This window comes from Nocardia sp. X0981 (assembly GCF_977089955.1).
The window spans coordinates 4,606,281-4,623,957 of record NZ_OZ372435.1; the positions used below are offsets into that span (position 1 = coordinate 4,606,281).

Genomic DNA, 17,677 nt, shown 5'->3' on the forward strand with positions numbered 1-17,677 from the left:
ATGGCTATGAACAACTCCACAACAGGTCGGTCCGGTCTCGGCCGTCGACGGCTGCTGGCCGGGACCGCGGGGCTGATCGGGCTCACGGCATTGGCCGGTGTCCCGGTCCTCACCGGCTGCGGCACCGGCGGCGGGCCGTCCGGGCCCCCGGCAGGCCCGCCGCGACCGGGCGGCCGGCTGCGGTCGGTGATCGCGGGCCGATCCGCGACCGCCGATGTGCTGGATCCGCACGAGGCGGGCAGTTCCGCCGGCGGTGCGGTATCGAAGAACGTCTGGGACAAACTCGTCGCGTACAACAACGACCTCACCCTGCGCTATCGGCTCGCCCGGTCGCTGGAACCGAATGCCGACGGGAGCGTCTGGCGGATCTCGCTGCGGCCGGGCGTGGTGTTCAGTGACGGCAGTCCGCTCACCTCGCGGGACGTGCTGTGGAGCTTCGAACGGATGCTGGACCCGGCGCGCTCCTCCGCCGGTGATCTCGCGATGGTCGATATGCCCCGGACCCGGGCCGATGGTGAACTGGACGTATTGGTGGCGATGAAAACGCCCCTCGCCGACTTCGGTTCCGTACTGGCGGGCTGGTACTGCTACATCGTCAAGGAGGGGACCACGGACTTCGGCGAACACACCCTGCCGGTGGGGACGGGTCCGTTCGCGCTGGCGAAATGGTCGCCCGGTGACCGGACGCTGCTGCGGCGCAACGATCGCCACTGGGACGGACCGGCGCCGCTGGACGAGGTCGAGATCATTCAGATCGCCGAGACCGAGGCGCGGATGAACGCGTTCCTGTCCGGCGAGGCCGATGTGGTGCACGAGCTGAGTTATCTGCAGGCCCGCAATCTGGAGAGCGACCCCACGGCAACCGTGATCGTTCCTCCGGAAGGCCTGATGGGCGCTCTTCAAATGCGTGTCGACCTGCCGCCCTTCGATGATGTGCGAGTCCGGCAGGCAATGCGGCTGGCTGTGGACCGGCAAGCGATGGTCGATTCGGTTTACTACGGGTACGGCGAGATCGGCAACGATATCTACGGGAAAGGTGCCCCTTTCTACAACGACACCCTGCCCCAGCGGACCTGTGATCCGCAGCGCGCCCGCGAACTACTGCGCGCGGCCGGTAAAGAGAACCTCGAGGTCACCTTGCCGACAGCCGACGGCATGCCGGGGATGGTGGAGTCGGCGACCCTGTTCGCCGAGCACGCCAAAGCGGCCGGAATCACCGTCCGGCTCGAATCCACTCCGGCCGATACCTATTTCTCCCAGGTCACCGGGAAACGGCCACTGACCCATATCGGCTGGTGGAACTACAGCCTCGACTACTTCTACGGCCAGACCGCCACCAGTTCGTCCCCGAGCAACGGTACCGGCTGGCGCCGGCCCGCCTGGGACGCGAAGTTCGCGCAGGCCCGCGCCGCCATGGACCCGCAGCGGCGCCGCGAGCTGTACTTCGAACTGCAGGAAGAACTGTGGAACGAAGGCGGCTACATCCTGCACAGCTTCGCCAGACGACCCGACGCCGCACGCAATATCGTCGGGGGAATGCGCCCCGGTGTCCCGGGGACCGACGACTGGGCGAATTACGCCACCACCTGGCTCGCGGCCCAGGGCTGAGGCCGCCGTGCTGCGTTATTTCCTGCGGCGGGCCGGGGCCGGTGTCGGTGTGCTGGGCACCGTGACGGTGCTCGTCTTCGGATTGTTCGAGTTGCTGGATTCGGATGCGGCGGTGGTGATCCTGTCCCGCAGTGGGGCAGGCGACCCGTCACCGGAGCAGTTGGCCGCCCTGCGGTCCGAATTGGGACTGGACCGGCCCGCGCCGATCCGGTTCGCCGAATGGGTGACCGATTTCCTGCGCGGTGATCTCGGTGAGTCACTGATATCGGGCCGGCCGGTGGCCGACGTTCTGCTCGATCGGCTGGCCAACAGCGCCGCGCTGGCACTGTTGACGATCGTATTGCTGATTCCGCTGGCGCTCGGGCTGGGCCTGCTGGCCGGTGCCCGGCCGGGTTCCCGGACCGACCGGGTGATCAGCGTCGCGGCCCTGACGGTCGAATCGATACCGTCGTTCGTTCTCGGTGTGCTGCTGGTGGCCGTGGTCGCGCTGTCGCTGCGGCTGGTACCGGCGGTATCGCTGGTGCCCACCGGCGCCAGTGTCTGGGACCGGCCGGAGATACTGGTCCTACCGGTGGTCTGTCTGCTGCTGGGGTTGTCACCGCATCCGGCCCGGATCGTGCGGGCGCAGACCACCGAGGTCGTCGCCTCCGCCTACATCCGGACCGCCCGGCTGAACGGTGTCGGCGGCCTCCGCTTGCTCCTGCGGCACGTTGCCCCCAACGCGGTATCCGCCTCCATCCACCCCCTCGCGGGGTCAGTGGCCGGTCTCATCGGCGGGATCGCCGTCGTGGAAACCCTGTTCTCCTATCCGGGGGTGTCGAAGGAATTGCTGACCGCGATCTCGGCCCGTGATTACCCGTTCGTCCAGTCCGCCGCGGTGCTGCTGGCCGCGTTCGGCATCGGGGTCTATCTGCTCGCGGATATGCTCGCTCTGCTGGTCAGCCCCCGCGCCAGGGCTCTGGTGGGGGAGGGCCGGTCGTGAGAAGGGCGTGGCGGTCGGTGATTCTCGCGGGCGTTCTGGGGGTGGTCGCGCTCGGCCCGCTACTGGCCCCGCACTCGCCCACGGCCTCGGTCGGAGCTCCGTTCCGGCCCCCGGGCCCGGGGCATCCGCTGGGCACCGATGTGGTCGGTCGCGACGTGCTCTCGCGTCTTCTGCACGGAGGCTGGGCGCTGCTCGGGATCGCGGTGGTAGCGCTGCTCGTCGCCTACACGCTGGGGCTGGCCCTGGGGCTGATCGCCGGGTTGCGGCCGCGCGCGGATTCCTGGCTCATGCGGCCGGTCGACGCGGTGGTGGTCATCCCGTGGTTCCTGCTTCTCGCGGTGATCGCGACGGCTCTCGGTGCCGGGCCGACGGCCGTGCTGCTGACGGCGTCGGTGGCCTCGGTGCCCTGGATCGTGCGCATAGTCCGCACCGCGGTGCACGATCTCGCGACCGCGGGGTATGTGGAATCGGCGCGAGCGCGGGGCGAACCGCTGTGGTGGGTGGCCGTGGTGGAGGTGCTGCCGAATCTGCGAGCGGTGGTGCTGGCCGATGCCGGCATCCGCTTCTCGGGTGTCATTTCGATCGTGGCGGTCGGCGGTTTCCTCGGGCTGGGCATGCGCCCGCCGTCGCCGGACTGGGCTTCGATGATCACCGAGAATCGAGCCGGATTCGCCCTGCAGCCCTGGTCGGTACTCGCCCCGGCCCTGCTGATCACGGCTCTGGTCGTCTCGGTCAATATGGTCGGCGACGGTGTGTTCGGCCATCGGCGTGCCCGCGCCGCCATCGCGGTACCGGAACTTGGTGTGGAGGAAGGCCTGCGGGTCGAGCATCTCACCGTGCGCACCGATACGGGCCGGATCCTGCTGGACGACGTTTCGGTGCGATCGGCGCCGGGGCGGGGGCTGGCGGTGGTCGGGCGGTCCGGCGCCGGGAAGACGACCTTCGCGTCCGCGGTGCTGGGGGCGTTACCGCCCGGTTTGTCGGCATCGGGAGTGATCGGCATCGGCCGCGCCGACCGGTCTCGCCGGGCGGTCGGATTCGTACCGCAGGACCCCGCCACCGGCCTCAACCCGGCATTACGGATCGGCACCTCGATCGGTGAGATCGTCCGGTCGCGCCGCACCCCGCGCGACGGTGACGCGGTGGCGGCCGCGCTGCGCCGGGTGGGGCTACCTGCCGATCGTGAGTTCCGCCGCCGGTTCCCGCACGAGTTGTCCGGTGGGCAACAGCAGCGGGTCCTGCTGGCCATGGCGCTGCTCGACGACCCGGAGCTGGTGGTCTTCAACGAGCCGACGACCGGGCTCGATGCCCGATCCCGTGCCGATCTCGTCGAGGTGCTGCTCCGGGCCCGCCGGGAGTCGGCCACCGCGTTCCTGATCATCACCCACGATCTGGACGGTGTCGCACCGTTGATCGACGATGTTCTCGAACTGGACGAAGGTCGCGTCGTCTCCTACACGCCGCGACGGTGCGCGGAACCGGAGACGTTCGCGGTATCGCCCGCGAAAAACTCTCCTCCCGCGGCGGAACCGCTCCTGCGGGTGGAAGCCCTGTCGGTCGCGCACCGGTCGCGGTCGGTCGCCGAGAACGTTTCCTTCACCGTGGCGCCCGGCTCCTGTCTCGCTCTCACGGGGCGATCGGGCGCGGGCAAGACCACTATCGCTCGCGCACTGACCGGCCTGCACCCCGCGGTGAGCGGAACGATCCGGCTGGACGGCAGCGTACTGCCGGCGCGGATCGATCAGCGTTCGGTAGCGCACCGGCGCGCGGTGCAGTTGATTCCCCAGAACCCGGCCACCGCGCTGAACCCGGCCCACCGGATCGGGCCCCAGGTCGCCCGCCCATTGCGCCTGCTACATGGGATGGATCCCGCGGCGGCGGTTCACGAGACGGCGCGTCTGCTCACCGAGGTCGGATTGGATCCGGCGCTGGCCGCGTCCCGGCCGGGTGAACTCTCCGGCGGGCAGCAGCAGCGGGTGGCCATAGCCCGGGCCCTGGCGGCGGATCCACGTGTGCTGATCTGCGACGAGATCACCGCCTCGCTCGACGCCGAATCCCGGGACCTGGTGCTCGACCTGCTGGAGCGGCTACGCCGGACGGGGTTGGCGCTGGTGACGATCAGTCATCAGCACGCCGTGATCGATCGGCTCGCGGACACGGTGGTGGCCCTCGACGATCCGGGCCGGGCGAAGGCACACGCGAACGGGCCGGTGCCCGGCCTGCGGAGCGTGGAGGTATAGATCCCGCTGCTCTCCAGGGCTTCCCGGGCCGTCGGCATCCGTTCCGGTCAGCGGTTCGGGGCTTCGGTCCCGATCAGCGGGCCGAGGGCGGAAAGTATCCGCTCGCTCCATTCGGGCCGGACGCTGCCGCTGCGCGCGATCTCGGCGAGGTAGGCGCCGACGATCATGTCCATGAGGGTTTCGACGTCGAGGCCGGGTCGCGGGCTCTCGGCGTCCAGCGTCCGGCGCAGTGCCTCGGACAGATGGCGACGATGCTGTACGAGCAGTGACCGGATCAGCGTGGTGAATTCCGGGTCGTCGTCGGTGAGGAGAGCGGCGACCCCGCCGGCGCCGATACTCGCCTCCACGACGCGGAAGGATTGCTCGACGACCCACCGCACGACCACCGGCAGCGTCGCGGTATCGGCCGGTAGTTCCGGTTCGGCGACGGAACGCAACGAGGCGGTGAGCATTTCGCCACGGTTGCTGTACCGGCGATAGATCGTCGTTTTCGCTACGCCGGACAGTGCGGCCACGGCTTCGATCGTCACGGCTCTCGGCCCCTTGGCGCGGAGCAGCTCCAGTGTCGCGTCGGTGATCCGTCTGTCACGAGGTGCCTGCTCATCGTTCATCGGATCTCCCTGCCTCTGTGTTCCCTGTCTCATGCTCGGAATAATCATGCCGATGCGATACGATACGCTACGTGTAGCGTAGCGAAATGGAGGGACGGTATGAATACCGAGGACAAGAACCGGATCGTCGGATGGGCAACACTGGTGCTGGGGCTGGCAACGGCTTCGACTCCCGCCTGGATCACCACGAATGCCGCCGGTGCCAGCCTTACGCTCGGGTTGGGCGCGTTGACCGCCATATACGCGATGTGGTCGCTGCTCGCGCGTAATCCCGCCAAGGACCACTGGGCACTGTCGGTCGTGGGATTCATGTTGTTCCTCGCGCCGTGGGTGGGCGGGTTCGCCGGTGATGCCGCATCGTGGGTGGCCTGGACCGCCGGCGTACTCATCGCCCTGCTGGCGGGGCGGGCCTACGTGAGCGACGAGGCGGACAATATCGCCGAAACCACCCGGGTGAACGAATTGGTGACGTATCGGCTCCGACAGCTCCAGCGGCGTGAAGCCGCAGACCGGGCTCGAAGCTCCGGTGTCGCGGTATGACCACCGATGGCAGGAACCCGGCCGCGGCCGAGCGGACCGGTGCGCTGCTCGCCGCCCCGGCCGGCGATGCCGCGACGGCGGCGAGGGCTGCCGGTGAACTCGGCGGGGAATCCGCCGGCCACCGGAGTGCCGGCTCGCGGCGACAGTGCGCTGCCGCCGGTCCTGCCGAGCGCGCACCGGGACCGGCGGAAGCGGATCCGGGACCGGCGGTTCCAGGGGCAGCGCACCGGGCTCGGGAAAACGATTCCATGGGGCTGCTCCAACCCGAACAGCTGCTGGCGGCGATATCGGGCCACCTCGACCCGGGAGGTGGCCCGGAGTTGCTCGGCCTCGCACGCGAATTGGGAGACCTGCGTGCCGCGTTGCTGGCCGTCGAGCTGGCTCCGGGCTGTGGCGGCTCCGGCGGCGGAGAAGCGGAATTGCGTCGCCGGATCACCACGGTGGTGGGAGCTATCGATGCATGGCGAGTGCGCCATCTGCCGTATCACAGCGGTATGCGCAGCCACACCCACTCTCTCGGGCAGGTGATCGACCATGTCGCCGAGCGGTTCGTCGACGCGTGGTGGACCGTGCGCCACTCCGACGACGAACGACTACGCCGCACGGCATGGTTCCACCTCGGCCAGGTCCGCGACGGGTATGCCGACCTGGTCGACGACATCCGCGCCCACCGTGTCGAGCTTCCCTTGGGTTGGGCAGGTCTCTCGCGGCGTTGATCAGGGAGAAGTAGATCCGCCCGTAGTAAACCGCCGGGTCCGGCTTTCCCTGCCTGTTCACCGATATCCGGCGGGCAGCCGGGGGTCCGGTGTCTTCGCGGAATTGCGTTACGGGCGGAACCCAGGGCCGCATGCGTGTTCAGCGGTGGGCTTGCCCGCGGCCGAGAAGGGCATCGCGCTGGTCATCGATCATCGATCGGATCGCGGTGACCACCGCGGCGACCTCCGGGCGGCGGAGAGTTTCGGCGCGGGCGACCAGCCAGTAGCCGAGGGTTACCGCCACCGCATCCGGCAGTACCCGGACCAGATCGGGGTGGCGATCGGCCATGAAACAGGGCAGCAGCCCCAGCCCGGCGGATGCGCGGGTCGCTTCGACGTGCACGAAAACATTTGTCGAGGTGACCGATTCCCGCATCGCGGGGACGAAACCGGAGGCCACATCGAGGTCGTCGACCTGGAGCATGGAATCGATGAAGTACACCAGCGGGTGCCGGCCCAGATCGTCGAGCGTCGCGGGGGCGTGGTGTTCGGACAGGTATTCGTGTGATCCGTAGAGGCCCAGACGGTAATCGGCCAGATGCGTGGCCGTGGCGCGGCGCACCTGTGGCTCGCCCACGACGATCTCGAGGTCCAGTCCGGAGCGCTGTTGTGACGCTCGCCTGGTGGTGGCCACGATCTCGACGGCGACTTTCGGATGACGCCGCCGTACCTCCGCGGCGGCGGGTGCGGCGATGTAGGCGCTGAAGCCGTCGGTCGCCGAGATCCGGACCACGCCCTCCAGTGTCCGGTTCCCGCCGGCGTCCGCCGCGAGTGATGTCACCGCCGACTCCACCGCCTCGGCCGCGGCCAGCGCCTGCCTGCCGAGATCGGTCAGTTCCCAGCCTCCTGTCACGCGCGTGAGTACCCGGCCGCCGAGAGTTCGCTCCAGCGCGGTGATGCGGCGGGAGATGGTGGTGTGGTTGATGCCGAGTTCCGCTGCCGCGGTGACGAATCGGCCGGAACGCCCGACGGCCAGGAGTACGAGAAGGTCGTCCGCGCTGGGACGGCCCGAGAACGCCGCGCTCATATCTGCATTTTTGCACAGACGTACTGCATTAATGGTCATTGCGGCCCAATTCATCTGCATCAATACTCTATCCAGCCGATGATTGTGGGGGTCGTCACATCGAGACTCGATGTGACGACCCCGGGCACGAAGGAGAAGTGCGATGAGGGAGCACAGCGCCGGATTCGACCCGGCCGGCCCGGAGGCTGCCGATTCCGGCGGAACGGCCACCGGCCTGCGCCGTGTGGTGGCCGCGTCGATGGCGGGAACGGTGGTGGAATGGTACGAATTCTTTCTCTACGGAACCGCCGCCACATTGGTGTTCAGCAAGGTCTTCTTCGCCGAGGGCACCAGTGACCTGGACGCCATTCTCGCCGCGTTCGTGACCTACGCGGTCGGTTTCGCGGCACGCCCGCTGGGCGGCCTGGTCTTCGGCCACTACGGCGACAAGTACGGCCGCAAGAAGCTGCTGCAATTCAGTCTCGTGCTGGTGGGCGGCGCGACGTTTCTGATGGGCTGTCTGCCGACCTTCGGCCAGATCGGTTACTGGGCCCCCGCCCTGCTGGTGGCGCTGCGCTTCATCCAAGGATTCGCGGTGGGCGGTGAATGGGGCGGTGCGGTACTGCTGGTCGCCGAGCACAGTCCGAATCGCAGCCGCGGTTTCTGGGCGAGCTGGCCCCAGGCGGGCGTGCCCGCGGGCAATCTGCTGGCCACGGTGGTGCTCCTGGTGCTGACCTCGACACTGTCCGACGAAGCGTTCCTCGGCTGGGGCTGGCGGGTCGCGTTCTGGTTGTCCGCGGTGGTGGTACTGGTCGGCTACTACATCCGCACCAAGATCACCGACGCGCCTATTTTCGTCGCGGCACAGCAGGAATCCGAGGAGGTCGAGGCCACCTCGCTCAGCGTCGTCGAGGTGCTGCGCCGTTACCCGCGCGGCGTGTTCACCGCGATGGGGCTGCGTTTCGGCGAGAACATCATGTACTACCTGGTGGTCACCTTCACCATCACCTATCTGAAGGTGGAAGTGCACGCCGACACCGACGTGATCCTGTGGTGGCTGCTCGCCGCGCACGCGGTGCACTTCCTGGTGATCCCGGTGGTGGGCACCCTGTCCGACCGCTTCGGCAGACGACCGGTCTACCTGCTCGGCGCGCTGACGGCGGGCACGTGGGGTTTCTTCGCCTTCCCGATGATGGACAGCGGTAACAACGTGATCATCATGTCCGCCATCATCATCGGCCTGGTCTTCCATGCCTTCATGTACGCCGGGCAACCCGCGATCATGGCCGAGATGTTCCCCACCCGGATGCGTTATTCCGGCGTGTCCCTGGGTTATCAGGTGACCTCCATCGTGGCGGGGTCGCTGGCTCCGATCATCGCCGTCCGGTTGCTCGATACCTACGATTCCGCGGTGCCGATCGCCTGGTACCTGGCGGGCGCGGCGGCGGTCAGCGCGATTTCGGTACTCGCCGCACGCGAGACGAAGGGGCTGGCCTTGGAGAGCATCGATCGCGCCGACGCCGCGAGCCTGAACGCTCGCACCGCCGAAGTGAGCGTGCGATGAGTGCTCTGACGGGCCGCAATGCCCTGGTCACCGGCGGCGCGAGTGGTATCGGCGCGGCCTGCGCCCGGGCGCTCGCGGCGCGCGGCGCCACCGTCACCGTGGCCGATGTCGACAGCGTCGGCGCCGCGGCCCTGGCCGGGGAGATCGGCGGCCGAGTGTGGGCGGTGGATCTGCTCGACGTCGCGGCGCTGGAAGATCTGGCACTCGATACCGACATTCTGGTGAACAACGCCGGCGTGCAGCACATCAGCCCGATCGAGGAGTTCGCGCCGCAGCGGTTCCGCGATCTGCTCACGCTGATGGTCGAAGCGCCCTTCCTGTTGGTGCGTGCGGCCCTACCGCATATGTACCGGCAGGGCTGGGGACGGATAGTCAACATCTCCTCGGTGCACGGCCTGCGTGCCTCCGCGTACAAGGTCGCCTACGTGACGGCCAAACACGGCCTGGAGGGATTGTCGAAGGTGACCGCGCTGGAGGGCGGGCCACACGGTGTGACGAGCAACTGCGTCAACCCGGGATACGTGCGAACCCCCTTGGTGGACAAGCAGATCGCGGACCAGGCCAGAACACACGGTGTACCCGAACAGGAGGTGGTGGAGAAAATCCTGCTCACCGAGAGCGCGGTCAAACGCCTCGTCGAGCCGGACGAGGTGGCGGCACTGGTGAGTTGGCTCGCATCGCCGGAGGCCGGGATGGTCACCGGGGCCGCCTACACGATGGACGGCGGATGGAGCGCGCGATGAGGGCGCGCTCACCGCTGCCCACCGGGCAGGAGACGATGGGGCGACCACAGTGGGTGCCGACCGACCGGGAAATCGCCGAGGCGGCGATCACCGACTTCACGCGGTTCGTCGCGGCGCGCACCGGGGTGCGCGCCGCCGATTACCACGCGCTGTGGCGGTGGTCGGTCGAGGATGTTCCCGGGTTCTGGCATGCCCTGTGGGATTACTTCGCGCTCGGCGAGATCGCGGGCGAGGTGCTGGTGGGAACGGAGATGCCGGGGGCACGCTGGTTCCCCGGCACCACACTCAACTACGTGGATCAGGTGGTCCGCCGGTCGCGCACCGACCGGCCCGCCATCAGAGTGGCCGGCGAGGATGCCCCGGCCGGGGAGGTTTCCTGGGCCGAACTGATCGACCGCACCGCCGCCTTCGCCCGGACACTGCGGTCCCTGGGCGTCCGGGCCGGGGACCGGGTGGCGGGGTACCTGCCGAATATCCCGGAGACGGTCATCGCGTTCCTGGCCACCGCGAGCATCGGCGCGGTATGGAGCGCCTGCGGGCAGGACTACTCGCCGAAAGCCGCGCTGGACCGGCTCGGACAGCTCGACCCCGTCGTCCTGGTCACCGCCGATGGCTACCGTTTCGGTGGGAGAGCCCACGACAAACGCGACGATATCGCCGCGTTACGGGCGGGGCTGGATTCGTTGCAGGCAACGGTCTCGGTCTCGCGTCTGGGGCTCACGGTGCCGGACGCGATCTCATGGGGCGAGGCGATCGCCCCCGGCTCGGAGTCGTCGCCCCGGGAACTCACGACGGAGCCGGTCGATTTCGACCATCCGTTGTGGATCGTGTTCTCCTCTGGTACGACCGGCTTGCCCAAGGGGATCGTGCACGGTCACGGCGGAGTGCTGCTGGAACATCTCAAAGCCGTGGTGTTGCAATCGGATATCGGCCCCGAGGATACGTTCTTCTGGTACACCAGCCCCAGCTGGATGATGTGGAATTTCCAGATCGCGGGTCTGCTGGCCGGGGCGACCATCGTCACGTACGAGGGCAGCCCCACCACGCCGGCTCCGGACGCCTTGTGGCGTATCGCCGCCGACGCGGGCGTCACCGTGCTGGGTACCAGCCCGGGCTACGTACTGGCCTGTATGAAAGCGGGCTGTGTACCGCGTAACGACCACGATCTGTCGGCACTGCGCACGCTCGGTATCACCGGCTCCGCGTTACCGGCCTCCTCGTCGCTGTGGCTGAGCGAGAACATCGGCGCGCAGGTCCAGATTTCTTCGATCAGCGGCGGCACCGACGTGGTCTCGGCGTTCATGGGCGGCGTACGCACGGTGCCGGTGTGGCCGGGCGAGCTGTCGGCGCCCTTTCTCGGTGTCGCGCTGGAGGCCTACGACTCGGCCGGGCATCCGGTGCGCGGCGAGGTGGGCGAGCTCGTGATCACCGCGCCGATGCCCTCGATGCCGGTCTGCTTCTGGCGCGACGAGGACGGTAGGCGTTATCGCGACGCGTATTTCGAGGTGTTCCCCGGCGTCTGGCGGCACGGAGACTGGATCACGATCACCGATCGGCACAGTGTGATCGTGCACGGCCGCTCGGATTCCACCCTCAACCGGCACGGCATCCGGATGGGCAGTGCCGATATCTACCAGGCCGTCGAACGGCTACCGGATATCGCCGAGGCCCTGGTGATCGGCGCCGAACAACCCGACGGCGGATACTGGATGCCGTTGTTCGTGGTGCTGAGGCCCGGCGCCGAACTCACCGAAGAACTGGAAGCGCTCGTCGGCAGCACCATCCGCGCCGAGGTTTCGCCCCGGCACGTGCCCGACGAAATCATTCTCGCCCCCGGTATTCCGCACACTCGCACGGGTAAGAAGCTGGAGGTGCCGATCAAGAAACTGCTCCAGGGCGCCGATCCGGACCGCGTCGTCGATCGCAGTGCGGTGGACGATCCGGGCCTGCTCGACTGGTACCGCACGATCCGGCCGGGTGGGCGTGGCTGAGGCCGCTGGTGGGGGAGTTGTCGGCCCGATCACCTTGCCTGCGCGGGCGCCCGGTGCTAAATCAGATCTATGGCCGTGAATGCAGATTTATTGATAAGGGGCAAGGAGAAAATTCCGGAGCGTCGGTCCGTGCGGCCGAACGATTGGCATCCGGGGTCGCTGTGGTGGGACGCCGATACCGTACTGGTCACCCGGGAATGCGCGCCGGGGCGGTGGGAGACGCTCACCCGGCTGGTCGTGCCGATCGGAATGGGGCGGCTGGCCTTCCGGGTCTCGTCCCACTCCCCGGAAGCCCGGCAGATGACCCGCGACCCACGGGTCATCGTGCAGGCCGGCGACTGGCGCGGCGAACCGGCGCTCGGCTCGCGTCAGCATCAGGGCAGCGTACGGCTCTTCGGTGGCGGAGCCCTGTTCGACACCGTGCAGGACGGTATGCGCGAGAAGTACGGTTTCCGGCTGTCACTGGCGCGGCTGGGGCATCGGCTGCTGCTGGGATCGGCGCCCTATGCCGATCTCGTGGCGGTGGTGACTCCGCACGAGAACAGAGGACTGCTGGCGCTGCCCTGACCGCGGCGGCCGGTCGGCCCGGCATGTTCGCCCGCGCGAGACGTCCCTGAGGAAGATCGCCCGGTACCGTTATTACCTCCTCGAACCCACGAAGACCGCTGCCGTGTCCGCTGCTGCGGTACACCGGTCGACGTCACCTATATCGCCGCCGCGGAAGCAACCGGTTCGGTGCGGGTGGAAACCCTGCACGAGGTCACCGATATCGAGCGAGCCCCGGACGGTCGCTGGCTCGTACACGTCCAACGGCTCGACACCACCGGTGCGGTGGTGGAGCACAAGCAGCTGACCACGACCACGCTGATCCTGGCGGCGGGCAGCCTCAACACCACCCGGCTACTGGTGCGGGCCGCCGCAAAGAACCTCATCCCGGATCTGCCCGACGGTATCGGCGGCGGCTGGGGCACCCATGCCGACCGGATCTACGTCTGGACCGACCCATCGGCCGAATCCGGCGTGCCCCAGGGCGGTCCGATCGTGTTCGGCAGCGAGAAATGGGACGATCCGCACGCGGCGTTCACCGTCATCCAGGCGTCCATCCCGCCGCTGTCGCTGGACCCGCGCAGCACCATCATGGTCGGCTACGGTGTCAGCACGGGCCGCGGCACCTTCGTCTACGACGCCGCCCGCGACGGCGCGCTCATGCCCGGCAACACCGCGGGCCTGCAATCCCTCGATGACCATCGCCGCCGTCGCCGAACGCGCGCTCGACAACCTCGTCGCCCGGGACGTCGGCCGTTTCATCTGAGCGACCGCCCATACGCACAGGGGTGCCTCGGTATTCGGGCGGTGGCGCGCGGCCCGTGCGGTGGAGACGGTCCACCGGCGACGGCCGGCACCGGTATCCGGCGGCGAGGTCCGCAGCCGCTCGGGGCCGAGCGACTGCGGACGAGCTCTCGGGAGGAGACAGCGGCGGCCGGTTACCGGGTCAGGCCGGCGTCGGCCGCGCCGGAAGCGAGCCGCTCCAGGCCGAACGCGTCGACCGGGCCGAGCGCACCGGTGCCGAGCAGACCGTCCTCCAACGCGGTCTGTGCCCCCCACGCGAGTATCGCCCCGGTGAAGTCGTAGGGATCACCGCCGGAGAATGTCACCGAGGCCAGTACGCGGCCGGCGTCGTCGAAGGCCTCGGCGACGGCCCAGGTGCGGGTGCGGGCGCGCGAGACGGGGTCCGGGCCGCCGGTCGATCCTTTGACCACGCGCGTCAGCGCGTTCTCGGCGAGGTGCTTCACCGGCTCCACTCGCGCGACCGCACCGGTGAGCAGCGAGGTGACCCGCAGCCCGTGGGCCGCCACCGTGGGCAGGCCGAGATAGACATCGGCGTCCCGCAGTTGCGGGTAGGAACGGGTCAGGGCGAAATGTTCCGACGCCGGCACCGATGTTCCCGTGCGTGCCCGCCCCGCCACGTCGAAAGTCCGTATCCGGGCGGCTGTCCGCTCCGGGACGACCCGGCCGCCGCGGAGGGCGAAACCCCTTTCGAACAGCATGCCTGCCATGGAGGCGCGGGTGCCGCCACTGGTGCCGGGGGCGGCGATGAAATAGCCGATATCCGCGCGGACGGCTTCCGGGGCCGCATTCAACGCCAGGCCCGCGGCCAGATTGCCCGGCACATAGTCGAAACCGAAGGCGGTGAGCAATCCCACGCCTGCCCTGCGTGCTTCGTCGTCGTGCTCGAACACCGTGCGGATGAACGGGCCTTCTCCGGTGGAGTCGAAGTAGTGCGCCCCTGCCGCCAGGGCCGCCGCCAGGGCCGGGCCGCCGTAGCGGAGGAACGGTCCCACCGTGGTGACCAGCACGTCACCTCGTCCCAGCAGGGCCCGTACCGAGCCGGGGTCGGTCACATCGGCCACCGCGGTCTCGGCGCCGCCGAGATCCGCGGCCAGTTTCTCGACCGAAGTGGCGTTGCGGGCGGCCAGCACCGGGGCGGCGCCGCGGGCGATCAAAGCCTCGGCGACCAGGCGGCCGGTGTACCCGGTGGCCCCGAACAACACGATCTTCGGCATCACTGGCACTTCCGTTTCTGCTCGTCGGTCGGGTCAACCTGGTGAAGTAATGGATGGTGGCGGCCTCTGCCGGCGAGTCGTATCGCCACGCCGACGCGTGCGAGCGTACTCGGCGGGCAGCACAGGACCCACCGGAACATGCGGGGCACGGCGCGGCCGGATCGGCCGCGCCGGCGGATACACTCGCCGATCGTGGCGTCGCGGCCGCGCGCCGTCGCAGCGATCCGATCATCGGCAGAACGCTTTCGAGGAGTTCTCATGGGTCCTGCTCGTTCGTTGCGTCGTTCTCTGTCCGCGGCGGTCGTGATGTTACTGACCGCGAGCGGGTGCGTCTCCGCGGCGGCCGCCACCGAACACGGCGATCGGCGGCCGAACGTGGTGCTGATTCTCGCCGACGACCTGGACGCCGCGACCACGCCGGTATGGCAGGCGATGCCACGCACGGCGGCACTGATCCGCGATCGTGGTATGGAATTCACCGAGGCTTTCGCGCCCATGCCGATCTGTTGTGCGGCTCGTGCCTCCATCCTCACCGGCGAGTACGGGCACAATACCGGTGTCCTCACCAATGCGGGCGAGGTCGGCGGCTTCGAAACGTTCCGCGCTCGCGGCAATGAATCCCACACCATCGCCACCGCCCTGCACGAGGCCGGGTACCGGACCGGTCTGGCGGGCAAATACCTCAACGGTCTCGAAAACGATCCCGGCCATATCCCGCCCGGCTGGGACGACTGGAACGCCGGGGTGGACAACTTCCTGTACTCCGGCTACAACTACACCCTCAACCGAAACGGCGCACTGGTGAAATACGGTGTGGCACCCCAGGATTACGAAACCGACGTGATACGCGGCATATCCGAGCGGTTCATCACCGATGCCGCCGCATCCGGGCAGCCGTTCTTCTGGTACGCCGCCTCCACCTCCCCGCACTTCCCGATTCCGCCCGCCCCACGGCATCTGCCCGGTACCCGGCCCACGGCCGCGCCGCGCTCGCCGAACTATCAGGAGCCCGATGTCTCGGATAAACCGTCATGGCTCGTGGACACCGCCGACGCGCGGGCCGCGACGATCGCCGCGACCAACGATATCGATTACACCAATCGGCTCGGCGCCCTGAAATCGCTCGACGATATGGTTTCCGGCATCGTCGACACCCTCGCCCGTACCGGCGAACTCGACAACACCTACCTGATCTTCACCTCCGACAACGGATACAGCCTGGGAGCCCACCGGCTCACTCAGAAGATGGCGCCCTACGAGGAGTCCATGCGGGTGCCGCTCGCCATTGCCGGTCCGGGCATCGGCCCCGGCCGCAGCGCCGCCATGGCCTTGTCGATCGACCTCGCCCCGACGATCTTCGACTGGGCCGGTATACCGCTTCCGGACCGGGTGGACGGCCGCTCGCTGACACCTGTGTTGTCCGGTGACAGCCGGGGGTGGCGCAACGATTTCGCCGCCGAATACGGCGGCCCCGGAAGCGAGGGCCGCGACGGTATCGCGCAGGAACAGATCCCCGGTACCGACACCCCCGTGATCTACGTACTCGATATGCCGTCCTGGAGCGCCGTGCGCACCGAACGATACCTGTATGTGCGCTGGTATGAACGTGAACGCCCGCTCGACGAGCGCGAGTACGAACTGTACGACCTGCGGGCCGACCCCTATCAGCTGACCAATCTCATCGCCACCGGGGCGGGCCGTGCCGCCCACGCTGCCGTGGTCGCCGATCTGGACCGCCGTCTCGCCACGCTGACCACGTGTGCGGGCCCCACCTGCCGCTAGGGATCGGGTCGGTGCCGCCTGCCGGTGAGCTCGGTCCACCCGGGGCCGGCTTCGTCGTGTAGGCGGTATCAGCCGGTCGGCAGCGGTGGGCACGGTGGGAAGGTCACCGGCAACGAAGCGAGCGAACGTGCGAAAGGCCCCGGCCGCCAGACCGGTGGGTAGCCGACGCGGTCGTTCACCATCTGGAATCCGATGGGAAGGTGTATTCCGCCGTGAGATCGGCCGAACCGGTCGTGCAGCATCCGTTGATCAACGGTGCCGTGATCGAGGCGACGATGTCGTGCAGCGCATGCAGATCGATCCGGGCGATACTGCCGGTGTAGGTCCGGCGGTAGCGTCGGTGTTCCGCGCCGGTACTGCGCCGGGCGTTCGGGCACCACTTCATGGCCGGCCGTATCGGTGAGCCGGCGGGAATGGTTCGCTGCCAGGTCCGCGGGTCCGCCGGGAAGTGCTCCGGGTCCTGCAGGATGCGGATCGCCGTGGGATAGCCGAGCACCAGGGTGGCGGGCACTCCGGGTGCCAGCTCGATCGGCGCCATCGCTGCGTACTGCGCACGCATCTGCTGGCGGGGTGCTGTGAGGGGTCCGGAGGCAGGCTCTGCGCGTCGCTGCCGGAGTCCGCCCGAAGCATGATTGTCTCGGTACATGCCCGACTGGAATGCCGTCTTCGTGCTCAGCGCCTCGCCTCTGGAGTTCGTCCTGCGGGGAACGGTCACTTTCCTGATGCTGATGGTGATGATGCGGTTCGCGGGACAACGTGAAGCGGGTGGTCTCGGGCTCACCGATGTCTTCCTCGTGATATTGATCGCCCAGGCGGCCGCGCCCGGCCTGGTGGGTCACAGCAGTTCCATCGCCGATGGTGCCCTGCTGGCCGCTACGGTTGTTTTCTGGAGTGTCGCGCTGGATGCTCTCGCCTACCGGTGGCCCCGGCTGGCCCGTGTCATCAAAGCTCGCCCACGGGTGCTGATCGAAGACGGCCGGCTCAACCGGAAGGCCATGCGACGGGAACTGATGACGGAGAGCGAGGTCATGGTCCAGTTGCGCCTGCACGGGATCGAAGACATCTCGCGGGTCCGGCGGGCCTATCTCGAGCCGAACGGGATGATCAGCATTCTCTGCCGGAGCGGTGGTGGGGTCGACGAGCCGTGCCGATAGCGCCGGACGGTGGTATCGCGTAATGGGACATTCGTGAATATCCGGGCATCGGTCTCGTCGATTTCGATACGTTCTACGGCCTTCTGGTGATACTCGGGAATCCCGTCGTCGGGGAGTAGTGCTCGACGAGTTCGGCG

General features: G+C 68.3%; 15 protein-coding genes and 1 pseudogene. 12 read left to right on the top strand and 4 right to left on the bottom strand.

Going from position 1 to position 17,677, the window contains the following annotated elements; genetic code table 11:
* The first annotated feature begins 6 nt into the window (after nucleotides 1–6).
* The 3 genes from ACYR7D_RS20270 to ACYR7D_RS20280 are packed head-to-tail and all read left to right on the top strand — an operon-like array spanning nucleotide 7 to nucleotide 4,830.
* A complete protein-coding gene (locus tag ACYR7D_RS20270) occupies nucleotides 7–1,608 on the top strand; it encodes an ABC transporter substrate-binding protein (RefSeq protein WP_459546107.1) in 1,602 nt (533 codons plus the stop codon).
* A gap of 7 nt (nucleotides 1,609–1,615) precedes the next feature.
* Nucleotides 1,616–2,590, top strand: coding sequence for an ABC transporter permease (locus ACYR7D_RS20275; protein ID WP_459546108.1), 975 nt, complete (start codon nucleotides 1,616–1,618; stop codon nucleotides 2,588–2,590).
* Nucleotides 2,587–4,830: an ABC transporter ATP-binding protein/permease gene (locus tag ACYR7D_RS20280; protein WP_459546109.1), complete on the top strand. Its 2,244-nt coding sequence runs from the start codon at nucleotides 2,587–2,589 to the stop codon at nucleotides 4,828–4,830. Before ACYR7D_RS20275 ends, ACYR7D_RS20280 begins: the two co-directional genes overlap by 4 nt.
* 47 nt (nucleotides 4,831–4,877) lie before the next feature.
* Here the strand turns inward: ACYR7D_RS20280 and ACYR7D_RS20285 are convergent, their stop codons facing one another.
* A complete protein-coding gene (locus tag ACYR7D_RS20285; protein ID WP_459546110.1) occupies nucleotides 4,878–5,441 on the bottom strand; it encodes a TetR/AcrR family transcriptional regulator in 564 nt (187 codons plus the stop codon).
* 99 nt (nucleotides 5,442–5,540) lie between these two features.
* On the opposite strand from ACYR7D_RS20285, the gene ACYR7D_RS20290 reads away from it, so the two are divergent.
* Together ACYR7D_RS20290 and ACYR7D_RS20295 are read left to right on the top strand one after the other, a co-directional pair.
* Entirely contained in the window at nucleotides 5,541–5,981 is a 441-nt protein-coding gene (locus ACYR7D_RS20290; RefSeq protein ID WP_459546111.1) for an SPW repeat domain-containing protein, read from the top strand.
* Nucleotides 5,978–6,697 carry a hypothetical protein gene (locus ACYR7D_RS20295; RefSeq protein ID WP_459546112.1) on the top strand — a complete coding sequence of 240 codons (720 nt, stop codon included), beginning with the start codon at nucleotides 5,978–5,980 and terminating at the stop codon, nucleotides 6,695–6,697. Before ACYR7D_RS20290 ends, ACYR7D_RS20295 begins: the two co-directional genes overlap by 4 nt.
* A 139-nt stretch (nucleotides 6,698–6,836) precedes the next feature.
* Here ACYR7D_RS20295 and ACYR7D_RS20300 read toward each other — a convergent pair whose 3' ends face one another.
* The gene (locus ACYR7D_RS20300; protein WP_459546113.1) at nucleotides 6,837–7,763 is read right to left on the bottom strand and encodes a LysR family transcriptional regulator; all 927 of its coding nucleotides are present in this window, start codon (nucleotides 7,761–7,763) and stop codon (nucleotides 6,837–6,839) included.
* A 142-nt stretch (nucleotides 7,764–7,905) separates the two neighbouring features.
* Here ACYR7D_RS20300 and ACYR7D_RS20305 point away from each other — a divergent pair, with 142 nt between their 5' ends.
* From ACYR7D_RS20305 to ACYR7D_RS20325, 5 genes and pseudogenes are all read left to right on the top strand, one after another.
* A complete protein-coding gene (locus ACYR7D_RS20305; protein WP_459546114.1) occupies nucleotides 7,906–9,306 on the top strand; it encodes an MFS transporter in 1,401 nt (466 codons plus the stop codon).
* Nucleotides 9,303–10,049 carry a 3-hydroxybutyrate dehydrogenase gene (locus ACYR7D_RS20310; protein WP_459546115.1) on the top strand — a complete coding sequence of 249 codons (747 nt, stop codon included), beginning with the start codon at nucleotides 9,303–9,305 and terminating at the stop codon, nucleotides 10,047–10,049. The genes ACYR7D_RS20305 and ACYR7D_RS20310 overlap by 4 nt, the downstream gene beginning before the upstream one ends.
* Nucleotides 10,050–10,084: 35 nt before the next feature.
* Complete coding sequence (locus ACYR7D_RS20315; RefSeq protein WP_459550222.1) at nucleotides 10,085–12,040, top strand: acetoacetate--CoA ligase; 1,956 nt, start codon at nucleotides 10,085–10,087, stop codon at nucleotides 12,038–12,040.
* A gap of 129 nt (nucleotides 12,041–12,169) precedes the next feature.
* Complete coding sequence (locus tag ACYR7D_RS20320) at nucleotides 12,170–12,607, top strand: hypothetical protein (protein ID WP_459546116.1); 438 nt, start codon at nucleotides 12,170–12,172, stop codon at nucleotides 12,605–12,607.
* Between the two features lie 126 nt (nucleotides 12,608–12,733).
* Nucleotides 12,734–13,352, top strand: a pseudogene (locus ACYR7D_RS20325) (cholesterol oxidase); the annotation flags it as partial.
* Nucleotides 13,353–13,524: 172 nt separating this feature from the next.
* Here ACYR7D_RS20325 and ACYR7D_RS20330 read toward each other — a convergent pair.
* The gene (locus ACYR7D_RS20330) at nucleotides 13,525–14,604 is read right to left on the bottom strand and encodes a saccharopine dehydrogenase family protein (protein WP_459546117.1); all 1,080 of its coding nucleotides are present in this window, start codon (nucleotides 14,602–14,604) and stop codon (nucleotides 13,525–13,527) included.
* A 258-nt stretch (nucleotides 14,605–14,862) separates the two neighbouring features.
* Here ACYR7D_RS20330 and ACYR7D_RS20335 point away from each other — a divergent pair, with 258 nt between their 5' ends.
* Entirely contained in the window at nucleotides 14,863–16,386 is a 1,524-nt protein-coding gene (locus ACYR7D_RS20335; RefSeq protein ID WP_459546118.1) for a sulfatase-like hydrolase/transferase, read from the top strand.
* Nucleotides 16,387–16,561: 175 nt separating this feature from the next.
* Here ACYR7D_RS20335 and ACYR7D_RS20340 read toward each other — a convergent pair whose 3' ends face one another.
* Nucleotides 16,562–16,945 carry a hypothetical protein gene (locus tag ACYR7D_RS20340; protein WP_459546119.1) on the bottom strand — a complete coding sequence of 128 codons (384 nt, stop codon included), beginning with the start codon at nucleotides 16,943–16,945 and terminating at the stop codon, nucleotides 16,562–16,564.
* 85 nt (nucleotides 16,946–17,030) lie between these two features.
* Here ACYR7D_RS20340 and ACYR7D_RS20345 point away from each other — a divergent pair, with 85 nt between their 5' ends.
* Entirely contained in the window at nucleotides 17,031–17,540 is a 510-nt protein-coding gene (locus ACYR7D_RS20345; RefSeq protein ID WP_459546120.1) for a DUF421 domain-containing protein, read from the top strand.
* The last annotated feature ends 137 nt before the right edge of the window (nucleotides 17,541–17,677 follow it).